This window comes from Micromonospora sp. D75, assembly GCF_018070405.1.
Taxonomy (GTDB): domain Bacteria; phylum Actinomycetota; class Actinomycetes; order Mycobacteriales; family Micromonosporaceae; genus Micromonospora; species Micromonospora chalcea.
In genome coordinates, this window is record NZ_JAGPXV010000022.1 from 1 (window position 1) to 22,026 (window position 22,026).

General features: G+C 70.2%; 17 protein-coding genes. 8 read left to right on the forward strand and 9 right to left on the reverse strand.

What is annotated here, in order from left to right:
* Nucleotides 1-196 precede the first annotated feature (196 nt).
* Genes KBX39_RS02765 through KBX39_RS02775 form a run of 3 tightly spaced genes read right to left on the reverse strand, consistent with a single transcriptional unit; the run spans nt 197 to nt 2,372 of the window.
* Entirely contained in the window at nt 197-682 is a 486-nt protein-coding gene (locus tag KBX39_RS02765; RefSeq protein WP_210869047.1) for a DUF3237 domain-containing protein, read from the reverse strand.
* The gene (locus tag KBX39_RS33095; RefSeq protein WP_210869049.1) at nt 679-1,146 is read right to left on the reverse strand and encodes a MarR family transcriptional regulator; all 468 of its coding nucleotides are present in this window, start codon (nt 1,144-1,146) and stop codon (nt 679-681) included. The genes KBX39_RS02765 and KBX39_RS33095 overlap by 4 nt, the downstream gene beginning before the upstream one ends.
* On the reverse strand, nt 1,143-2,372 hold the full coding sequence (locus tag KBX39_RS02775) for a flavin-dependent oxidoreductase (RefSeq protein WP_312245734.1): 1,230 nt from the start codon (nt 2,370-2,372) through the stop codon (nt 1,143-1,145). The genes KBX39_RS33095 and KBX39_RS02775 overlap by 4 nt, the downstream gene beginning before the upstream one ends.
* Nucleotides 2,373-2,577: 205 nt before the next feature.
* Here KBX39_RS02775 and KBX39_RS02780 point away from each other — a divergent pair, with 205 nt between their 5' ends.
* The 6 genes from KBX39_RS02780 to KBX39_RS02805 are packed head-to-tail and all read left to right on the forward strand — an operon-like array spanning nt 2,578 to nt 11,103.
* Entirely contained in the window at nt 2,578-3,588 is a 1,011-nt protein-coding gene (locus KBX39_RS02780; protein WP_247659822.1) for an ABC transporter substrate-binding protein, read from the forward strand.
* 7 nt (nt 3,589-3,595) lie between these two features.
* Nucleotides 3,596-4,366: an ABC transporter permease gene (locus KBX39_RS02785; protein WP_043322952.1), complete on the forward strand. Its 771-nt coding sequence runs from the start codon at nt 3,596-3,598 to the stop codon at nt 4,364-4,366.
* On the forward strand, nt 4,363-5,178 hold the full coding sequence (locus tag KBX39_RS02790) for an ABC transporter permease (protein ID WP_210869053.1): 816 nt from the start codon (nt 4,363-4,365) through the stop codon (nt 5,176-5,178). Before KBX39_RS02785 ends, KBX39_RS02790 begins: the two co-directional genes overlap by 4 nt.
* Nucleotides 5,171-5,989, forward strand: coding sequence for an ABC transporter ATP-binding protein (locus tag KBX39_RS02795; protein WP_043322950.1), 819 nt, complete (start codon nt 5,171-5,173; stop codon nt 5,987-5,989). The genes KBX39_RS02790 and KBX39_RS02795 overlap by 8 nt, the downstream gene beginning before the upstream one ends.
* A gap of 56 nt (nt 5,990-6,045) precedes the next feature.
* Entirely contained in the window at nt 6,046-8,640 is a 2,595-nt protein-coding gene (gene adhE, locus KBX39_RS02800; RefSeq protein WP_247659823.1) for a bifunctional acetaldehyde-CoA/alcohol dehydrogenase, read from the forward strand.
* 60 nt (nt 8,641-8,700) lie between these two features.
* Entirely contained in the window at nt 8,701-11,103 is a 2,403-nt protein-coding gene (locus tag KBX39_RS02805; protein ID WP_233607834.1) for a phosphoketolase, read from the forward strand.
* A 65-nt stretch (nt 11,104-11,168) separates the two neighbouring features.
* Here KBX39_RS02805 and KBX39_RS02810 read toward each other — a convergent pair whose 3' ends face one another.
* Complete coding sequence (locus KBX39_RS02810) at nt 11,169-13,133, reverse strand: right-handed parallel beta-helix repeat-containing protein (protein WP_069088319.1); 1,965 nt, start codon at nt 13,131-13,133, stop codon at nt 11,169-11,171.
* Nucleotides 13,134-13,160: 27 nt separating this feature from the next.
* On the reverse strand, nt 13,161-14,825 hold the full coding sequence (locus tag KBX39_RS02815) for a CocE/NonD family hydrolase (RefSeq protein ID WP_210869058.1): 1,665 nt from the start codon (nt 14,823-14,825) through the stop codon (nt 13,161-13,163).
* An 80-nt stretch (nt 14,826-14,905) separates the two neighbouring features.
* Between KBX39_RS02815 and KBX39_RS02820 the strand changes: the two genes are divergently transcribed.
* Entirely contained in the window at nt 14,906-16,435 is a 1,530-nt protein-coding gene (locus KBX39_RS02820) for a glycoside hydrolase family 43 protein (RefSeq protein ID WP_210869060.1), read from the forward strand.
* Nucleotides 16,436-16,452: 17 nt separating this feature from the next.
* Here the strand turns inward: KBX39_RS02820 and KBX39_RS02825 are convergent, their stop codons facing one another.
* The 4 genes from KBX39_RS02825 to KBX39_RS02840 form a co-directional block, all read right to left on the reverse strand.
* Complete coding sequence (locus tag KBX39_RS02825) at nt 16,453-17,322, reverse strand: carbohydrate ABC transporter permease (RefSeq protein ID WP_043322941.1); 870 nt, start codon at nt 17,320-17,322, stop codon at nt 16,453-16,455.
* Nucleotides 17,319-18,272: a carbohydrate ABC transporter permease gene (locus tag KBX39_RS02830; RefSeq protein ID WP_051611455.1), complete on the reverse strand. Its 954-nt coding sequence runs from the start codon at nt 18,270-18,272 to the stop codon at nt 17,319-17,321. Before KBX39_RS02830 ends, KBX39_RS02825 begins: the two co-directional genes overlap by 4 nt.
* A 71-nt stretch (nt 18,273-18,343) precedes the next feature.
* The gene (locus tag KBX39_RS02835; RefSeq protein WP_043322939.1) at nt 18,344-19,600 is read right to left on the reverse strand and encodes an ABC transporter substrate-binding protein; all 1,257 of its coding nucleotides are present in this window, start codon (nt 19,598-19,600) and stop codon (nt 18,344-18,346) included.
* Between the two features lie 393 nt (nt 19,601-19,993).
* Complete coding sequence (locus tag KBX39_RS02840; protein ID WP_210869062.1) at nt 19,994-21,520, reverse strand: alpha-N-arabinofuranosidase; 1,527 nt, start codon at nt 21,518-21,520, stop codon at nt 19,994-19,996.
* A 154-nt stretch (nt 21,521-21,674) separates the two neighbouring features.
* On the opposite strand from KBX39_RS02840, the gene KBX39_RS02845 reads away from it, so the two are divergent.
* Nucleotides 21,675-22,026 (forward strand): GntR family transcriptional regulator (locus KBX39_RS02845; protein ID WP_210869064.1); only part of this gene is annotated, 352 nt, incomplete at its 3' end.

Below are 22,026 nucleotides of genomic sequence, written 5' to 3' on the forward strand. Positions count from 1 at the left end.
GTATGGCCGAAGGTGTGCATGCCGAACACCCCGAACGCCACGGCGACGAACAACGCCAGCCGCAGCAGGGGGTGAGTGCGTCCCATCCCACCCCCTCCGCAGGCTCGAGCATCTACTACAGGCGCATAGTAGATGGGATAGCACAGGGGCCGGGCACGGGGAGGGCGATCGCGCACAACCCGCCGCCCGGGACCACCTAGGTGACGCGGTAGGCGGTGTAGCGCACCCGGTCGGCCTCGCGGATCGCCGACGCCACGAAGATCGACTGCTCCAGCGCGGCCAGCGTGGGCACCGACGTCTCCAGTCGTACGCCCAGGCGGAAGTAGTACTCGGCGGGGTCGACCGCGTCGCCGCGCAACAACGCCGCGAGGATCTCCGGACGGCCGCTGCGAACGCCGAACGTCCGGAGGTAGACGTGGCCGCCGTCGGCGGTACGCGCCGAGTAGCGCGTGTCGATCTCGATCGCGCCGTCGGGGCGGACCAGCTGCCAGTCGGCGCCGCCGGGCAGGATGTCGGCGTCGAACAGGCCGGTGACCCGGCCGCCGACGACAGGCACCACGCGCCGGTGGCCCGCGCGGGTCACCCCGTGGTCCTCCAGCGCGCCGAGCCGCACCTCCACGTCGAACGCGGCCTCCAGTCCGGGCACCGCCGGGGCGCTGACCGCGGGTCGGCGCGTACTCATGGGGTGTCCTTGGTGTCCGCGAGCGCGTCGCGCAGGCGCTCCAGCGCGGGCACCGCGGCGGCGAGGGCCGCGCGGTCCGCCGCCGACAGGGTGGCCGCGGCGCGGGCGACCAGGTCTCCGCTCGCGAGGTCGAAGCGGTCGAACAGGTCGAGGGCCTTCGGGGTGGCCAGGACGTCGACGTGGCGGTGGTTGCCGGGACGGGGGCGGCGCTCGACCAGGCCGTTGCCCTCCATCGTGGTGAGCAGGTTGCTGACCGTCGACCGGCTCAGGCGGAGTCGTTCGGCCAGCTCACCGGGGCCGGACACGGTGCCGCGGGGCAGTGCCCGCACGATCTCGATCTGCGCGTCCGGGATCTCCGGCAGGTGCTCGGCGGCCCGGGCCGCGGCGAGCAGCGTGCGGCGCAGCGGTGAGATGACCGACGCCAGGCGTGCCGCGTCCAGTTCGGGCACTTCCGGGCCGGTCACGGCAGGACACCGGAGAAGACCGTCGGCGTCAGGGAGGCACGTTCGTTGAGATCGGCGGGCAGGAAGCCGGCCGCCTTCTTGTAGCCGGTGGCGATCTCGGTGAGCTCGTCCGGCGGGATGACGTCGTGGATGTGCGCGAACCCGTCCGGCGCGCGCTCGCGGGCGAGCACCATCACCTGCTCCGGGCCCTGCCGCCGGTTGCTCAGCACGAGCGCGGTGGTCGCCGGCCGCCGGTCCGCCTCGTAGGCGTCCAGCGCCGCCGGGACCGTCGTCGCGGTGGCGAGGTGGAAGGCGAGGGTACGCGCGTCCAGGATCGCCTGCGACGCCCCGTTGGAGCCGTTCGGGTACATCGGGTGTGCCGCGTCTCCGAGCAGTGTCGTGTTCCCGTGGGTCCACGTGTCGATGGGGTCGCGGTCCACCATGGGGTATTCGAGGATCTCGTCGGCGGCGGCCAGCAGTTCCGGCACGTCGAGCCACGCGAAACGCCAGTCCGCGAAGAGCGCGACGACGGGCGCGGGGTCGACGGTCCGGTTCCAGTCCGCGTTGGGCCCGGCGAAGCCGGGGCCGCGCCGCTCGGCCACGACGTTGATCACGCCGGGACCGATCGGGTACGCGACGAACTTCTGTTCCGCGTCCCCTGCCATGATCATGGTTCGCCCGTCCAGGAATCCGGGCGCCCGGGCCGTGCCCCGCCACAGCGTCAGCCCGTTCCAGATCGGCGGCCCTTCGTCGGGCTGGTGTTGCGCGCGCAGCGCGGAGTGGATGCCGTCCGCGCCGACGATCAGGTCGGCCGCGACGTTCACCTCTCCCGCTGCCGTGGCGAAGCGTGCGACGCCGTCGTGGACGCCGACGAGCCGGTGCCCGGTGCGCACCACGTCGGCGCCCAGCCGTTCCCGCACCACGGCGAGCAGTTCCATCTGGAACCGGCCACGGTGCACGGAAAGCTGCGGCCAGCGATATCCGGCGTCCAGCCCGCGCGGCTCGCTCCAGATCTGCTGACCGTGCCGGTTGTAGTAAGCCAGTGTGCCGGGCGCGGCGCCGAGCCTTTCCACGCGTTCTCCGAGGCCCAATTCGGTCAGTTCTCGGACGGCGTGCGGAAGCAGATTGATCCCGACGCCGAGTGGGCGCAGCGCGTCGGCGCGCTCATAGACGGCGATGTCACGGAAGCCGGCCCGGTGCAGGCTGAGCGCGGTGGTGAGGCCACCGATACCAGCGCCCACGATCACGATCGCCAAGTCGTCGCCCCCTCCGCCACCGCACAGTTTGGTCACAAAATCGTCGTTCGTCAAGACGCATTGTCATCGAGGTCGGACCGCTTCGGGCGCAATGCGAGTCGCCTTATCAGAATTCTTGACAATCAATCAACTCTGCACGACGCTGATCGACGCGGTCGGATGGTTCACCTCTGTTCGCCGGCCCCCACTCCTCCGGATGCACCAGCGCTTCGCACGGAAGGGCTCGTCCATGAAGAAGGTCACCGCCCTGGCTGTTCTCGCCAGCGTCGCGATCGCCCTGACCGGCTGCACCGACTCCGACGCCACCGACCCGTCCCCCGGGTCCAGCGGCGAGCTGCGCAAGGTCCGCGTGGCGGCACTGCCCATCAGCGAGACCGCCGCGCTGTGGGGCGGCATCAAGGCGGGCATCTTCCGGGAGCAGGGGCTCGACGTGGAAGTGGTGCCCGCACAGGGCGGGGCCCAGGCCATCCCGGCCCTGATCAACGGCGACATCGACTTCGCCATCGGTCAGCCGTTCGGCCCGTTCCGGGCCGACCTGCAGAACCTCGGCGTGGTGATCATCGGCAACTACGCGTCGTCCTACGCCGACGGTGACGACATCAACGCCGTGCTGGCGTCGGCGAAATCCGGCATCACCCGGCCGTCCCAGCTCGCCGGGCGCAAGGTGTCGGTGAACAGCCTGGGTGCCGCCGGCGACGTCACGATCATGGCGGCGGTCGAGAAGGACGGCGGCGACCCCACCAAGGTCAAGTTCGTCGAGGTGGCCTTCCCGGACGCGCCCGCCCAGCTCGCCGCCGGCAACATCGACGCCGCCTGGGTGACCGAGCCGTTCATCACACAGATGCGCAAGCGCGGCGACGTCCTCGTGGTCGCCCCGTACCAGGCCACCGTCCCCGGACTCACCACCCTGACGACGATCACGTCGAGCAAGCTGAAGGACTCCGACGCCGCCCTGGTCGCGGACTTCTCGGCGGCGATGAAGAAGACGCTCGCCTGGGCCAAGGATCCGGCCAACGAGAAGGATCTGCGCCAGGCCATCAAGGACAACCTCGAACTGCCGGAGGCGGTGGCGGACTCCGTGCGGCTCCCGTCGTTCGGGTGGGAGCTCGACCGGGCCGGCCTGGAGCAACTGGCGACGCTCGCCCAGAAGTACCGCGTGCTCGACCGGCGCCCCGACTTCGACCGCCTCATCCAGCAGCAGCAGTAGCCGGCCGATGCGCAAGATCCTGCTGGGCGCCGTCGGCCTGCTGGGGTTCCTCGTCGTCTGGCAACTGATCCCGGCGCTGGGGCTGGTCGACCCGGACTACCTGCCGTACCCCACCGACGTGTTCGGACGGCTGGCCCAGGAGGTCCGCGACCTGGCGTTCTGGCGTCGGGTCCGGCTCACCATGACGTCGTGGGCGATCGGTCTGACGGTGGCGACGCTCGCGGCGGTCGCGCTGGGCACCGTGGTCGGGATGGTGCCGTTCCTGCGTCGCGCGACCCACACGACAGTCGAGTTCCTGCGACCGGTGCCGTCGGTCGCGCTGATCCCGCTGGCCGTGCTGATGTTCGGCCTGCAGATGCGCGCCGCGCTCGTCATCATCGTCTACGCGGCGTTCTGGCAGGTGTTCGTGCAGGTGATCTACGGCGTCGCCGACGTCGACAGCGTCGCCCGGGACACCGCGCGGAGTTTCGGCCTCACCCGCGCCGAGCGGCTGCGCTACCTCATCCTGCCGACCGCTCTGCCGTACCTGATGACCGGCCTGCGCCTCGGCGCGGCGGTCGCGCTCATCCTGGCCGTCACCGCCGAGATGGTGATCGGCAACCCCGGCCTCGGTCGGATGATCGAGCTGTCCCGCTCCGCCGGTGACGCCGTCGGCCTGTACGGCCTCGTCGTGGTCACCGGGATGCTCGGCCTGCTGGTGAACGTCGTGTTCCGCTTCGTCGAACGCCGCTCGCTGGCCTGGCACCAGTCGGTGCTCGCGGACGAGGCGGCCCGATGACCGCCGTCGGCGCGGCAAAGGCCCGCCCTCGTGACCTGGGCGTCAAGGTCGCCGAGAACCTCCTGTTCGCGGTCGGCCTTCCGGTCCTGGCCGTGGGCCTCTGGGCGGTCTGGTCCATCCGGTCGACGAGCCGGTTCCTCGTCGGCCCCGGCACGCTCCTCGACGCGTTCCGGCAGACCTGGATCGGCCCGGCGTTCGTCGAGGACGTCCTGCCGAGCGTGTACCGGCTCCTGATCGGCCTGTTCGCGTCGATCCTGCTCGGCGTCGCCGCCGGCGTCGTCATCGGCCGGCTCCGCCCGCTACGCGAGATGCTCGAACCGCTGCTGGAGTTCTTCCGCGCGATTCCGCCGCCGGTGCTGATCCCGGTCGCGATGCTCCTGCTCGGCATCACCGACACCATGAAGGTCGTCGTCATCACCTCCGGCGCGATCTGGCCGATCCTGCTGAACACGATCGAAGGCGTCCGGTCGACCGACAGCGTGATGCTGGAGACCGCGCGCTCGTTCCGGATCTCGCGGTGGGACCGGCTGTGGCTGCTGATCCTCCCGGCGGCGAGTCCGCGCATCATGACCGGCGTACGGCAGGCGCTCTCGGTGGCCCTGATCCTCATGGTCATCTCGGAGATGTTCGCGTCGTCGGCCGGTCTCGGCTACCGGATCGCCTACTTCCAGCGGAACTACCTCATCGCCGAGATGTGGAGCGGCATCCTCCTGCTCGGCCTCATCGGCGTCTTCCTCGCCGTGGCCTTCGGTGTCGTCGAACGCCTCGTCCTGCGCTGGTACCACGGAATGAAGGAGATCACCCGTGCCTGACGGGACCCCCCTGTTGCGGGTCGAGCACCTGCGGAAGGTCTACGCCTCCGGCCGGGGCGAGGTCGAGGCGATCGGGGATCTCAGCTTCACCATGGATCCCGGTGAGCTGCTGTGCGTCGTCGGTCCCTCCGGCTGCGGCAAGACCACGCTCCTGAAATGCCTCGCCGGACTGCTGCGGCCCACCAGCGGCCTGGTCGAGATGGAGGGCTCGCCGGTGACCGGGCCGAGCCCGGCGATGGCCGTGGTCTTCCAGGAGTACGGCCGCAGCCTCTACCCGTGGCTGACCGTCCGCGGCAACGTGGAGCTTCCGCTCCGCCACAAGAAGCTCTCCCGCGCCGAACGCGCCCGGCTGGTCGCCGACGCCCTCGACGCGGTCGGGCTGCCGCAGTCGGCGCGCAGCCACCCGTGGCAGCTCTCCGGCGGAATGCAGCAACGGGTGGCGATCGCCCGCGCCATCGCGTACCAGCCGGACGTGCTGATCATGGACGAGCCGTTCGCCGCGGTGGACGCGCAGACCCGCGCGGACCTGGAGGACCTCGTCCGCGAACTGCACCTGACCCGGGGGATCTCCACCGTCTTCGTGACGCACGACATCGACGAGTCCGTCTACCTGGGCCAGCGCGTGCTCGTCCTGTCGAACTCACCGACCCGGGTGCAGGAGGACCTGGTGATCGACCTCCCGGCGGAACGCGATCAGCTCACCACCCGGGCCCTGCCCCGGTTCACCGAACTGCGGACCCACGTCTACGAGCAGATCCAGCGGGCCAAGCGCGGGCCGGTGGTCCCGTCCTCGCGGGCCCACCGGCCATAGTCGCATCGATCACCGCGGATCTATGTTCGGGGTGACGACCGATGGAGGGCGGAAGCATGATCGGAACCCTGGTGGAGAACGGTCTCACGGCGTTGGCCGCCTACGACTCCTACGGCCAGGAACAGATCGACGGGATCGTGAAGAAGGCGTCGGTGGCGGCGCTCGGCCGGCACGCCGAACTCGCGATGCTGGCGGTCGAGGAGACCGGTCGCGGCGTGTTCGAGGACAAGGCGGTGAAGAACATCTTCGCCTGCGAACACGTCACCAACCACATGGCCGACGTCCGCACGGTCGGGGTGATCGCTCAGGACGACATCACGGGCATCACCCAGATCGCCGAGCCGGTCGGCGTGGTGGCCGCGGTGACGCCCGTGACGAACCCGACCTCGACCACCATCTTCAAGGCGCTGCTGGCCCTCAAGACCCGCAACCCGGTCATCTTCGCCTTCCACCCGGCGGCGCAACGGTGCAGCCAGGAAGCGGCCCGCACGGTCCGCGACGCCGCCGTCGCCGCCGGCGCGCCGGAGCACTGCATCCAGTGGATCGACGAGCCGTCGGTGGCCGCGACGAACGAGCTGATGCGGCATCCCGACGTCTCGGTGGTCCTGGCGACAGGCGGCAACGCCATGGTCCGCGCCGCCTACTCCACCGGCAAACCGGCGCTGGGCGTCGGCGCCGGGAACGTCCCCGCGTACCTGGAGGCGTCGGCCGACGTGGCCCGCGCGGTGAACGACGTGGTGCTGTCCAAGGCGTTCGACAACGGCATGATCTGCGCCTCCGAGCAGGCCGTCATCATCGACGACGCGATCCGGCCGGCCGCCCTCGCCGAGTTCCGGCGACTGCACGCCCACATCGCGACGCCGGAGGAGAAGTCGCTGCTGGAGAAGCTGCTCTTCGGCTCCGGGAAGCTCAACCCGGACGTGGTCGGGCAGCCGGTGACCTGGATCGCCGAACACGCCGGATTCCCGGTCGACCCGGACACCTCGATCATCCTGGTTCCGGTCGACCGGGTCGGCCCGGCCGAGCCGCTGACCCGGGAGAAGCTCTGCCCGGTGCTCGCCCTGCTGCCCGCCACCGGCCACGACCAGGGATTCGAGTACGCCGAGCAGATGGTCGAGTTCGACGGCCTGGGGCACAGCGCCGTCATCCACACGCGCGACGCCGACCTGGCCGAGGCGTACGGCCGCCGGGTCAAGGCCGTCCGGATCATCTGGAACGCGCCGGCCTCGCAGGGCGGCATCGGCGACATGTACAACGCCTTCCTGCCGTCGCTGACGCTGGGCTGCGGAAGCTACGGCCACAACTCGGTGTCGCACAACGTCACAGCGGTCGACCTCATCAACATCAAGCGGGTGGCCCGGCGGACGAACAACCTGCAGTGGTTCAAGGTGCCGCCGAAGATCTACTTCGAGCCGAACGCGATCCGCTACCTCGCCGACATGCCCGGCGTCCGCCGGGTCACCGTGGTGACCGACCACACCATGACCAGACTGGGGTACGTGGACCGCGTGCTGTCCGTGCTGCACCGCCGCCGCGAGCAGGTCGCCCTGCAGATCATCGACGACGTCGAGCCGGAGCCCAGCGTACAAACGGTCGACCGGGGCGCCGAGTTGATGCGCTCGTTCCGCCCGGACACCATCGTCGCGCTCGGCGGCGGTTCGGCGATGGACGCCGCCAAGGTGATGTGGCTGCGCTACGAGCACCCCGAGGTGGTCTTCGCCGATCTGCGGGAGAAGTTCTTCGACATCCGCAAACGCGCCTTCAAGTTCCCCACCCTCGGCTCGCTGGCCCAGCTCGTCTGCGTTCCGACCACCTCCGGCACCGGAGCCGAGGTCACCCCGTTCGCGGTCATCACCGACACCGATTCCGGCAAGAAGTACCCGCTCGCCGACTACGCGCTCACCCCGAGCGTGGCGATCGTCGACCCGGTCCTGGCCGCCGACCTGCCCGCGGTGGTCACCGCGGACAGCGGCTTCGACGCGCTCACCCACGCCATCGAGTCGTACGTGTCGGTCTACGCCAACGACTTCACCGACGGTCTGGCCCTGCACGCCGTCCGGCTCATCTTCGGCAACCTCGCCCGGGCCGTGCACCAGGGCGCCGCGGACCCGGCGGCCCGCGAGAAGATGCACAACGCCGGCACGATCGCCGGCATGGCGTTCGGCAGCGCCTTCCTCGGCATCGTGCACGCCATGTCGCACACCCTGGGTGCCACGTTCCACGTCGCACACGGGCGCACCAACGCGATCCTGCTCCCGCACGTCATCAGGTACAACGGGACCGTGCCGAGCAAGCTCACCGGCTGGCCCAGGTACGAGACGTACCGGGCGCCGCAGCGCTTCGCCGACATCGCCCGTACCCTCGGGCTGCCCGCGGCCACCGACGCCGAAGCGCTCGAAGCCCTGGCCACGGCGATCGAGCGCCTGCGCGACGAGGTCGGCATCGAGCCGTCGTTCGCGGCCGTCGGGGTGGACGAGCGGGCCTTCCTCGCCGCGCTGCCGCAGCAGGCGCTGAACGCGTACGAGGACCAGTGCGCGCCGGCCAATCCGCGGATGCCGATGCTCGGCGACATGCAGGAACTGATGCGCGCCGCGTACTACGGATCGAGAGGGCCGAAGGTCCCGCGGCTTGCGGTCTGCGGCCCCCGGTGAACGAGCCCGGCTGGGCCTAACCTGGGTCCGGACATGACGAGATCAGTGAAAGGAAGCACGGTGACCGCGGTCGAATCCGAAATCCGTACGCTCGCCGAACTCGACGACACCGAACTCGCCCGTCTGGACGCGTGGTGGCGGGCGAACAACTACCTGACCATCGGGCAGATCTACCTGCAGGGCAACCCGCTGCTGCGCGAGCCGCTGTCGACCGAGCACATCAAGCCGCGCCTGCTCGGCCACTGGGGAACCAGCCCCGGCCTGTCGCTGATCTACGCGCATGTCTCCCGGCTGATCCGGCACACCGGTCAGCAGGCGATCTACCTGGCCGGCCCGGGCCACGGCGGGCCGGCGCTGGTGGCCGCCGGCTATCTGGAGGGCACCTACAGCGAGATCTACCCGGACGTCAGCCAGGACGAGGCCGGGATGCTGCGCCTGTTCCGGCAGTTCTCCAGCCCGGGCGGCATCCCGTCGCACGTGTCGGTGACCACCCCGGGCTCCATCCACGAGGGTGGCGAGCTGGGCTACGTCCTGGTCCACGCGTTCGGCGCGGTGATGGACAACCCGGACCTGCTGGCCATCGCGGTGGTGGGCGACGGCGAGGCCGAGACCGGGCCGCTCGAGGGCTCCTGGAAGGGCGTGTCCTTCCTCAACCCCGAACGCGACGGCGCCGTCCTGCCGATCCTGCACCTCAACGACGCCAAGATCTCCGGTCCCACCGTACTCGGGCGCAAGGACCCCGAGGAGGTACGCCACCTGCTGCGGGGCCACGGCTACGACGTCATCGAGGTCGAGGGCTCCGACCTGCCCGGCATGCACCACCGCTTCGCCGCCGCGCTCGCCGCCGCGTGGACGAGGATCCGCGACATCCAGACCGCCGCCCGTGACGGTTCCTGGGACGGCACCCGCCCGACCTGGCCGCTGATCGTCCTGCGGTCGCCGAAGGGCTGGACCGGCCCGGACACCGTCGACGGGACGCCGGTCACCGGCACGTGGCGCTCGCACCAGGTGCCGCTGTCCGGCGTCAAGGACAACCCGGAGCACCTCGCGCTGCTCGAGCGCTGGCTCAGGTCGTACCGTCCGGAGGAGCTGTTCGATTCCACCGGCGCGCCGGTGGCGCTGATCCGGGACCAGGCCCCCGACGGCGACCTGCGGATGAGCGCCAGCCCGCACGCCAACGGCGGCCTGCTGACCCGGGACCTGGACCTGCCGGACTTCCGGTCGTACGCGATCGAGGTGCCCCGGCCGGCGCAGCAGCGGGCCGAGTCGACGCGCAAGCTGGGCGAGATGATCCGCGACATCTACACGCGCAACGCCGACCGGTTCCGGTTGTTCTGTCCGGACGAGACCAACAGCAACCGCCTCGGCAGCGTCTTCGACGTCTCCGACCGTGCCTTCATGGAGCGGGTGACACCGGAGGACGTGGCGATCGGCCGCGACGGCCGGGTGATGGAGGTGCTGAGCGAGCACAACTGCCACGGCTGGCTGGAAGGCTACAACCTGACCGGCCGGCACGGCATGTTCGCCACCTACGAGGCGTTCGCGATGGTCAGCGCCTCGCAGACCGTGCAGCACGGCAAGTGGTTGCAGGAGGCCAAGCACCTGCCCTGGCGGGCGAAGGTGCCGAGCCTCAACGTGCTGCTCACCTCGACGGCGTGGCGCAACGACCACAACGGCTTCTCCCACCAGGGGCCGGGCCTGATCCAGGTGGTGCTCACCCAGCGGGGCGACGTCGCCCGGGTCTACCTGCCGCCGGACGCCAACACCCTGCTGTCGGTGGCCGACCACTGCTTCCGGTCGCGGTCGTACATCAACCTGATCGTCATCGACAAGCAGCCGCAGCTGCAGTACCTCTCCATGGACGAGGCGATCGAACACTGCGCCCGCGGCGCGGGGATCTGGGAGTGGGCCGGCACCGACGACGGCACCAGCGACCCCGACATCGTCCTGGCCTGCGCCGGCGACGTCGTCACCATGGAGACGGTCGCGGCGGCGCAGATCCTGCGCGAGCGGCTGCCCGGGCTCAAGGTCCGCGTGGTCAACGTGGTCAACCTGATGACCCTGGTCCGGCCCAAGGACCACCCGCACGGCATGAGCGAGACCCTGTTCACCGAGCTGTTCACCGACGACGTAGACGTGATCTTCTCCTTCCACGGCTACCCCGGCGCGATCCACCAGCTCGTCCACGGCCGCCCGGACGCGGACCGGTTCCGCGTGCGTGGCTTCATCGAGCAGGGCACGACCACCACGCCGTTCGACATGACGGTGCGCAACAAGGCGTCGCGGTACCACCTCGTGATGGACGCCATCAACAACGCCAAGCGCCTCCCGCGCGGCGCCGCCGACCTCAAGGCGTGGTGCCGCAGCCAGCTCGACCGCCACGAGACGTACGTGGTGGAGCACCTGGAGGACATGCCCGAGGTGCGCGACTGGGCCCTCGGCGACTGGGCCGCGCGCGGCTGAGGCAGACGGAGACGGTGACGCCGCCCGGCGTCACCGTCTCCGTTCGCGTACGGGCGGGTCCGCCGTCAGAGGACGCGCGTGCGGCGCGACCCGGACGCGAGGCCCGCGATCGGGCCGACGGCGCCGTTGCGTCCCGGTTGCCGGGGTTCCCCGACCAGGTCGACGCCCATGACGGCCGGGCTGCCGTCCGGCTCCTCGAAATCCGCGTCGGCGCACCGGACCCGTTCCAGATCCCGGCCGGTGACCACACCGACACGGGCCTCGTCGAACGTCTCGGGCAGATCGGTGACGAGCCAGACCGCGTCGCCCTCGGCGACGACCGTCACCGTCGCGGCGCCCAGCACCCACGGCTCACGCTCGCCCGCGAACGGCCGGGCGCCCGCGGCGTAGGCGTTCGCCCGGGCGTACACCGGCTGTTTCACGTCGAGGTACTTCTTCTGGTCGCTGGGCGGCTGCTCGTCCAGGCGGGCCAGGTACTCCGCGAACGACGCGGGATGGCCGTCGTATCCGGCGGTGCCGCCCAGCGGCGTCCCCCGACCCTCCGCACCCGTCGCGTAGGCCGCGCCCGGATCGCCGCCCAGGAAGAGGTTGCCCACGTACCTGTCGTCCCCACCGTAGATCACCGCGTACCCGGCGACCTGCGTGCTGTGCGGCAGGTGGTACGGGGTGGCGCGGTCCAGCACCGGCTCCAGCCGTACCGTGCCGCAGATCAGGTTGTTGACGAAGGCACCGCCCTGGCTGAACAGCTCCAACGCGGCGGGTGAGCCGAAGATGTTGTGTTCGACCAGGTAGGGACCGTGGCTGACCTCGACGAAGAGGTCCCGGCAGTTGTCGTGGTAGACGTTGCGGGAGACCCGGGTGCCCTGCGCCTGCCAGTCCAGCCAGGTGCCGAGCGAGCAGTCGTGAATCCGGTTGTGCCGGATCACCACGTCGATGGCGGCGTGCAGCTTGATGCCGGCGATCTCGTACCCGTAGAACTCGCGTTTCAGGCCGATGCGGTGGATGTGGTTGTCCTCGATGGTGGAGAACGCACACCCGAGGTGACCAACTATCGCGTTCTGGCCGCAGTCGTAGATCGTGTTGCGGCGGATCACGTGCGAGCCGATGTGCTCCCGGTCCCACCCGATCCGGCGGGCCGCGAAGACCGACTCCAGCTGGTACTGGTAGCCCGGCTTGTCGCCGCGCAGAGCGGAGAAGTTCTGCCCGGTGGAGCCCTCCTTCCCGATCGAGATCGCCGAGCACTTGGCGTCGTGGATCACGTTGTCCTCGATGACCCAGCCCTTCGCCCAGCCGGGTCCGATCAGGCCCGGCTGGTCGGCGGTCGGTGGCGCCCACGGGCTGGCCGCGTGCGCCAACTCGAAGCCACGGACGGTGATGTAGTCCAGGTGCGGCTGTTCCGGGTAGAAGACGCTGCGGCGTACGTTGATCTCGACCAGTTCCGTGTTCGGGTCGGCGCCCTGGAAGTTGGCCCAGATCGTCGTCTGTTCACCGACCTCGGCGTACCAGACGAGCCGGGTCTGGTCGGGATCGCCGACCGGACGGGTCACCCCGGTCCAGTCGTCGACGACCTCGGTACGCCGGGGCGGGTCCTCGACCTCCGCGCGGCTCCCCACCTCGAAGAAGCTCAGGCCGTTCAGGTAGACCTCGCCGAGGTGCTTGGGTGGCGTGCCGGTGCGGTGGACGATCCAGTCACCTGTCACCTCCTCGGCGAACGGATTGAACGAGCCGAACAGCGCGTTGTCGACTCGTGCCCGCCACACCGTCCCGCCGAGCGGCTCCCAGCCGGTGACGCGCTCCGATCCCTTGATCACCACGTGCTCGCCGGGCGCGGCCTCGTAGGTGATGCGGCGGGAGTCGCTGAGACCGCCGTGGCGTGGCTTCACCCACTCGCGGTACTCCCCCGCGTGCACCACCACCGTGTCACCGGGCTGGGCGACGCCGGCCGCCCGGTTGATCGTCCGGAACGGCCGCTCGGCGCAGCCGTCGGCGCGATCGGAACCGCTTGTCGCCACGTGGAATACGGATGCCATCCGGGGGTCCCTTCTGGAGATGTCTGTTCAGGTCCATACCGGCAGGTCGATCCGGGACGGGTGGTCGCCGCCGTGGGAGATCTCCTGCTCCGCCCGTACCGTTTTGGCCGCGGTGGCGGCCGGCTCGCCGGTGCCGGGATTGCGGGCGTAGCGCGGATGCGCTCCGGAACTGACCTGCACGGCGACGCGGTGGCCGGCGGCGAAGCGGTGGAACGCCGGCCACAGCGGCACCTCCAGCTCGACGAACCCGTCCTCGTCCGGTTGCGGGTCGGTAGCCGCGGTACCGACGCCGCCGACGCGGCGGATCCCGTCGCACACGCTCATCGAGCGGCCGTCGGGGTGCACGTCGCAGATCCGCACGAACACGTCCGCGCTGGCCGCCGTCGAACGGAACCGGACATGGGCGGTCGGCTCCCCGGCGAGTACGAGCGCGTGCGCCAGCGGTGGACTGCGGAAGACGGCCACGTCCGCGCGGCGTTCGTGGGCGCTGTTGTCGACCGGCCCCGGGGACGGGCCCATGCCGGGGCCGCCGAGCGCGGGCGTGGGCCGGTCGGGATCGTAGGTGTAGCGGGTGCTGCCCGCGCCGGGGACGGCCGGGTCGAGCAGCCCGGAGGGGTGCAGGTGCCACCGCTGCGCCACGGTGCCCGGCGGTGGCCACGCGGGCAGGTCGCGCCACTGCTCCGCGCCGGTGAGGAAGGCGCGCACGGGCGCCGGCCGGGTCGTGGGCGCGCCGGCGAAGTGTTCCTTGAGGAACGCGATGGACTCGGGAAGGAACGGGCTCTGCGCGCTGCTGTGGCCCCACGGGCCGATGGTCAGCCGGGGCGGGCGGCCGGCCGCGGCGAGTTGGGCGTAGTTGCGCAGCTGCCAGGGCAGGAAGATGTCGTACCAGCCGGTGGCCAGGTACACGGGCGCGGTGACGTCGGGCACCGACGCGGTGTGCGACTGCCGGGTCCAGTAGTCGTCGGTGAGCTTCTCGTGGGCCAGCCAGTCCTGGTACCAGCTGATCGGGTGGCCCGCCACCGCGGTGTCGCCACCGGACAGCGGCAGCACGTCGAAGGCCGCGGCCAGCTTCCGGTCCGGCCGCCGCGCGAGCCACGCCCGGACCAGGGCGCCGCGCAGGCCCCGCAGGTCCATCCGGCGCGACCAGCCGAGCGAGCCCTCCAGCGAGAACGCGCCGTTGGTCCAGGTGATCGGGCCGAAGTCGGCCATCGTGACGTTCAGGCACAGCGCATCCGGGGCGTTGCCGGGGTCGTCACGGCACATCCGTCCGGCCACCGCCCACTGGGTGTAGCCGAGGTAGCTCTCCCCGTACGTCGCGACGGTGCCGGTGCACCACTGCTGGCGGCGTACCCACCGGTGGGTGGCGATGCCGTCGCGCTGCTCGTCGAGCTGGGGCCGGAAACTGCCACCGGAGCCACCGGTGCCGCGGCAGCTCTGCACCAGCACCGTGAACCCCGCGCGGGCCAGCGCCGGCGCGTGGGTCAGCGAGCCGTGCCGGCCGTACGGGGAGCGGACGACGATCGTGGGCAACGGCGGTTCCACCACGCCGACCGGCTGGTAGAGGTCGGCGACCAGTTCGACGCCGTCGTCCATCGGCACGCGCAGCCCGCGCCGCACGGTGAAGGTGTACGGGAACTCCGTGGCCGCGTCGCCACGGGGGCGCCGGGACAGGAGGCGGCCGAGAACTGTCATCGCCCGCTCGCGGGTTGTCCGATACGGTTCGCGACATCGACACTCGTGGAGGCGTTGTGCCCGTACGAGAAGGAGCGGAAATGGAACCGGAGCCTGCGGACGACGGCTACCGCAACCCGATCCTCCCGGGCTTCTGGCCCGATCCGAGCATCTGCCGCGCCGGTGAGGACTACTACCTCGTGTGTTCGAGCTTCGAGTACGCGCCCGGTGTGCCGATCTTCCACAGTCGTGACCTGGTCAGCTGGCAGCAGATCGGCAACGTGCTGGACCGCGCCGATCAGCTCCGTTTGCCGGCCGACACGCTCGCCTCGCGGGGCATCTACGCGCCGACGATCCGCCACCACGACGGCCGGTTCTGGGTCGTCACGACGAACGTCACGCTCGACCGGCACCTGATCGTCACGGCGACCGACCCGGCCGGCCCGTGGTCGGACCCGGTCTACCTGGATCTGCCCCACGTGGACCCGTCGCTGGCGTGGGACGACGACGGCACCTGCTGGATGACGGTGTCCGGGGTCGAGTCGTACCGGATCGACCCGCGTACCGGAGAGGTCCTGGAAGGGCCGGTGCCGATGTGGTCGGGGACGGGCGGCCAGTACCCGGAGGCGCCGCATCTGTACCGGGTCGGCGACTGGTGGTACCTGCTCGTCTCGGAGGGCGGCACCCACACCGGCCACGCGGTGAGTGTCGCTCGCGCCCGCTCGCCGCGCGGGCCGTTCCAGCCGGGGCCGGCCAATCCGATCCTGACGCATCGCGGCACCGACCGGCCGGTGCAGGCGACCGGACATGCCGACATGGTCGACGCGGCCGACGGCAGCTGGTGGATGGTTCTGCTGGGGATCCGGCCGAAGGGCCAGTGGCCGCCCTACCACGTCCTGGGACGGGAGACGTTCCTGGCGCCGGTGCGCTGGGTCGACGGGTGGCCGGTGGTCGACCCGGTCTCGATCGTCACCGGCCCGGATGGGACGAGCCGGTGGGCCGAGCGGGACGACTTCGACGACGAGCGGCTCGGTCCACAGTGGATTTCGCCCCGTAGCCGGCCCGACTCGGCGTGGTCGTTGACCGACCGGCCCGGTTGGCTGACGCTGCACGCGACCGGCGACAGCCTCGACCGCAGTGGCGCCACCGTCGTCGGCCGCCGCCAGCAGCACCACGACTGCCGGGTCAGCGCCCGCATCGATCCCGGCTCCGGCCGGTCCGGCCTGACGATCAGGATCGACGAGGCCCACCACTACGACCTGGAGCTCGCCCGGGGGCAGGCCCGGGTCGTCGGCCGGGTCGGACCGTTTCGGCAGGTGTTCGGGGAGTGCCCGGTGCCCGCGGGGGCGGTGACCGTGGCGCTGGCCATCCGGACCACCGGCGTGCTGCCCCCGACGGTCACCTCGTCCGGCGACCTGGCGCGGGCGGGCCTCGTCGGCGTCACGGCGGCCGGCAGTGACACGATCAGCTTCGAGGTCGAGACCGGCGACGGCTGGTCGTGCCTGGCGGAGCTCGACGGGCGCTACCTGTCCACCGAGGTCGCCTCCGGGTTCACCGGCCGGGTCATCGGCATGTACGTCACCGAGGGAAGCGCCGGTTTCGACTGGTTCGACTACCGGCCGGCCGGCTGACGGGACCGAGACGGACCTCACCCCTTGAATGCGCCTTCCATGATTCCCTGCACCAGACGGCGTCCGACGAACACGAACAGCACCAGCAGCGGAATGGTGGCCAGGAACGAGCCGGACATGGCCAGCCCCAGGTCGATGTCCCGGTTCTGCTGCAGCGCCTTGATGGCGATCTGGACGGTGTAGTTCTCCGGCGACTTCAGGACGATGAACGGCCACAGGAAATCGTTCCACGCGTAGACGAACGTGAACAGCCCCAGCACGTACGCCGCCGGGCGGACCAGCGGGAACGCGATCCGCCAGAAGATCTGCCAGGTGGTGGCGCCGTCGACACGCGCCGCGGCCATCAGCTCGTCGTCGATGGTGCTGCCGATGTGCTGACGCATCCAGAAGATGCCGAACGCGCTGACCAGACCGGGAACGATCACCGCCTGCAGGGTGTCGACCCACTCCAGCTGGGACATGATCAGGTACTGCGGCACCACCGCCAGCTGCGCCGGCACCGTCATGGTCAGCACGACGATGAGGAACAGCGTGTTGCGGCCGGGGAAGGACAGCTTGGCGAAGGCGAACCCGGCCAGCGCGCAGAGCACCGCCTGGCCCACGGCGATCGTGCCGGCGACGATGACGCTGTTGAGCAGGGACTGCACGAACGGCACGATGGTGAAGACCAGCTCCGCCAGGTGCAGGAAGTTGCCGCCGGGTGTGATCGTCGGCGGGAGGGTCGTCGCGGTGGCGGAGTCCGTCGTCGCCACCACGAACATCCAGTAGAGCGGGAAGACGCTGGCGAGCGCCACGAGCGTGAGCAGCGCGTACACCGCGATCGAGACGCGGTTGGCCGAGCGCCGCCGGGTCCGTACGGGCGCGGCGGTCGAGGGTGCGGGCTTCATGGGCGCTCCGAGCGGACGCGGGTGGCCAGCAGATAGTTGAGTCCGGAGAAGGCGACCACAATGACGAAGAGCGCGACGCCGACCGCCGCGCCGTAGCCGAAGTGGAACTGCCCGAAGGACTGCTCGTAGAGGTAGAGGGTGACGGTCTGGCACTGCCGTGCCGCCCCGCACGTGAGCCCACCCACCGGGTTGGCCAGCAGCGGCTCGGTGAAGACCTGCAACCCGCCGATGGTCGACGTCACGACGGTGAACGCGATGATCGGCCGCAACGACGGGATGCTGATGTGCAGGAACTGTTTCCAGCCGTTCGCGCCGTCGGCGGCGGCGGCCTCGTACAGCTCCCGGGGTACCGACTGCAGCGCGGCGAGGTACAGCAGCGTGTTGTAGCCGGTCCAGCGCCAGGCGATCATCGTGGCGATCATGACGTGGCTGCCCCAGAGCGAGGCTGTGAAGTCGATGTGGTCGAAGCCCAGCAGCCCGAGGAACCAGTTGATCATGCCGTAGTCGCGGTCGAACATCTGCGCGAAGACGATGGTCGTGGCCGCGACCGAGGTGACGTAGGGGACGAGCACCGACATCCGGAACAACGCGGCCAGCCGCAGCCGCGCGTGGTTGAGCAGATGCGCCAGGCCGAGCGCCAGGAGCAACTGCGGCACCGTCGACATCACCCAGATGCTGAACGTGTTCCGCAACGCGCCCCAGAAGCGCGGGTCGTGCAGAAGTTCGGTGAAGTTGTCCAGCCCCACGAAACGGTGCTCACCGATGGGATCCCAGTCGAACAGGGAGATGTAGAAGGTGAACAGCAGCGGGAAGAGACCGAAGATCAGGAAGAGCACGAAGAACGGCGCGATGTACGCGTACGGCGCCAGGAACTCCCGTACGCCCTGCTGGATCCGCCGTCTGCGATGGGGCCGCCGGAGGTCCGGCGGGGCCGTGGCCGGGCTGAGCATGGTGGTCAAAGCGTCACCTCCGCGATGGGCGGCAGCCGGGCGGTGCCCGGCTGCCGCACGTCAGCCCTCGGTCATTCGCGTACGGCGTTCTTGACGTTTGTCAGCGCGGTGTCCCAGGCCTTCGCCGGGCTCACCTTGCCCTGTTCGACGCTGGTGAGCGTGTTGAGGAACTCGGTGCCGATCGGGCCGTCCTGCGGGCCGAAGTAGAACGGCTTGATCCCCAGCACCGACTGGGTGTAGATCTTGCCGATCGGCGCGTTGCTGAAGAACGGGTCGGTCTTTCCGACCAGCTGCGGGTCCGTGTAGACCGACGGCGTGGTGGGCAGCGACCCCTGCATCAGGAAGTGCTCGAGCTGGCCCTTCGGCGACTGCATCTCGGAGATGTAGTTCCACGCCGCTTTCGCGTTCTTGGCGCGCTTGGGGATGGCGAGGAAGCTGCCGCCCCAGTTCCCCGAACCCCCGGGAATGGTGGCGATGTCCCACTTGCCGTTCGTCTCGGGGGCGTTCGTCTTCATCTGGCTGAGCATCCAGGACGGTGAGCACACCACCGCGTAGTCGCCCTTCTTCATGGCCGCGGTCCAGCCGGAGGAGAACGACCCCTGCTTGGCGGAGATGCCCGCCTCGAAGGCCTTCAGCGTCACGTCGAACGCCGCCTTGACCTGCTCGTTGTCGTAGTCGAGCTTGCGGTCGGCGCTGTAGTAGCGCTGGCTGCCCTGGTTGACCGCCTGGAAGAAGACGCTGGTCGGCGTGTTGTCCACGAACGGTTTCCCGGTCTTCTGGACGTACTGCTTACCGACGTTGATGAACTCGTCCCACGTCGGCCAGAGCTTGGCGACCTCGTCCCGGTCGGTGGGCAGGCCGGCTGCCTTGAACAGATCGGTACGGTAGGCGACCGCCAGCCCGCCGACGTCGGTCGGCACCCCGATGATCTTGTTGTCCTTGGTCGTCGCCTGCGACATCACCCAGTCGAGGTAGTTCCCCTTGATGTCGCCGGCGCCCAGCGTGGTGAGGTCGACGAAGTTGTCCGGCGACTGCATGAACTTCGGCAGGTCGTCGGCCTGGATGAGCACCAGGTCGGGCACCTTGCCACCGGCCAGCGCGGCGGTGAGCGCCTGCGCGGTCTCGGTGGTGCTGCCGACCTCGGTGAGCTTGATGCGCACATCGGGGTGCGCCTTGGTGTAGACGTCGACGTCGGCCTTCTGGTTGATGTTGGCAAACGACCAGAACTCGAAGGTCTTCGAGTCGGATTCGCCGTCTGATCCGCCACATCCGCCGAGGAGGAGCGCGGCGGTGGCGATGATGGCTACGGTGCTCCGGACGCGTTTCAACGGCCCTCCATGCGGTAATCGTGCGCGGCGGTGGTCGGGTGACCGTGGCGAATCAGCGCGGCGGCCCTGCCGGCGGTGGGCACCGCGGGCGAGGTCGTCGTCTCCGAAACTTATCGAGATATTTACATGCCAGGATTGTGTGCGCTGAGGCTACTAAGTGCCCCGCCATCCGTCAACGACCCCGCTGCCTGCGGTAGCACCGGGCAAGAGGCAGACGTTCCGACCGGCACAGCACCGAAAATTATCGGACCGAGCAGCGCGCCACTGGGCGAACTCGATCGACCGAGGTCACTGGCGATTTCCTGGCCCCAGGCGCCGGAGTGAGGAGAGGAACGCAGGCGTCACCAGACCGCTGTCGTCACGCGGCCGTGCGCGGAGCCGTGTGTCCGGCGGTCAGGCGAGGTCGAGCGCCACCGTGACGTACGCGTGCGGCGGCAGTTCGACCTCCAGGCCACGCGGGTGGTCCGTGACCCCGGCGTGCTCGCGGGGCGCGACGCCCGTGGTCGACGGCGTGTTGTGCGCGTCGAGCGCGTCGGCGGTCAGGATCGTGGCCCGGTGGGCGGTGACGTCCCGTCCGCGCAGGTCGAGGACGACGGTCACCGGACGCCGCGCGTCGAGGTTCGACAGCGAGACCAGCGCCGTGTCGCCGCGCGTCGAGGCGGACGCCGAGAGCGTCGCCAGGTGATCCCCCGCCACCTCGCGCACCGGAACGTCGCCCTTGAAGGTCACCGCGAGCGACGCCGCGTCGTGGTGGGCCCGGTTCATCGCGAACACGTGGTACGAGGGCGTGAGCACCAGCGCGCCCGTCTCCGGGTCGGTGAGAATCATGGCCTGGAGCACGTTCACTGTCTGCGCGATGTTCGCCATCACGACGCGCGCCGCGTGGCGGTGGAACGTGTCGAGGTGCACCGCGGCCACCAGCGCGTCGCGCAGCGTGTTCTGCTGGTAGAGGAAGCCGGGGTTGGTGCCCGGCTCCACGTCCCACCAGGTGCCCCACTCGTCCACGACGAGGCCGACCTTGCGCTGCGGGTCCCAGCGGTCCATGACCGCCTCGTGGCGTGAGACCAGCTCCTCGATCCGGGTCGCGTTCCGCAGCGCGAGGTACCACTCCTCCTCGTCGAAGCCGGTCGCCGCGCCCTTCGACGACCAGCCCCGGGTCATCGTGTAGTAGTGCAGCGAGACGGCCTGGAACGGCCAGGCGCGGGAGTCCGGCGCTGCCAGGTCGTCGAAGGAGCGCATCAACGTCTCGGTCCAGTGGTAGTCGTCGCTGTTCGCGCCCGCGGCGATCCGGTAGACGGTGTTGTCGCCGTGGTCGCGGACGTAGGTGGCGTACTGGCGGGCCAGCGAGGCGAACTGCTCGACGCGCAGGTTGCCGCCGCAGCCCCACGCCTCGTTGCCCAGTCCCCAGAACGGGACCCGCCAGGGCTCGTCGCGCCCGTTCTCCCGCCGCAGGGCGGCCATCGGAGAGTCGTCGCCGCGGGTCAGGTACTCGACCCACTCGGACATCTCCCGCACGCTGCCCGAGCCGACGTTGCCGGACACGTACGGATCCGCGCCCAGCAGCTCGCACAGCGCCATGAACTCGTGCGTGCCGAAGGAGTTGTCCTCGACCACGTCGCCCCAGTGCGAGTTGACCATGCGGGGCCGCAGCTCGCGCGGGCCGATCCCGTCGCGCCAGTGGTAGTCGTCGGCGAAGCAGCCGCCCGGCCAGCGCAGGTTCGGGATGCCGATGCGGCGCAGCGCCTCCACCACGTCGAGGCGGATCCCGCCCTCGTTCGGGGTCGCGGAGCCCTCCCCCACCCAGAAGCCGCCGTAGACGCAGCGTCCCAGGTGCTCCGCGAAGTGGCCGTAGACGTGGCGGGAGATGGTGGGGCCGGTCAGGTCGAGGTCAATGACGGCGGTGACGGTGGAGGCGGTCATGGTCGTCCTTGGTGGAAGCGGCCTGCGGGATGCGGCGTCGGCAACGATACAGCCATCGGCGATCATGTCGATCCCCCAGCCGCGGCCAACCCGCCCTTCTTGACCGCCCACCTGCTGCTTTACTACGGTACTAGTAAAGCAGCGAAGGGACACCGTGTTCGTCTTCCGGCTCGACACCCACTCCGGCGTGCCGCCGTACCTGCAACTCGTCCAGCAGGTTCGCCAGGCGGTGCTGCTGGGCTTCCTCCAACCCGGCGACCGCCTCCCGCTCATCCGCGAGGTGGTCGAGGACCTGGCCATCAACCCGAACACCGTGGCCAAGGCGTACCGGCAGATGGAGCAGGAGAACCTGGTCACCGGCCGGCCCGGCCAGGGCACGTTCGTCACCGAGCAGCAGTCGGCCGCGATGGCGCCGTCGACGTACCCGTCGCTGCGCCGCGGCCTGGCGACGTGGCTGCGCCGCGCCTACGAGGCCGGCCTCGACGAGCTGGCGGTCGTCGCGCTCT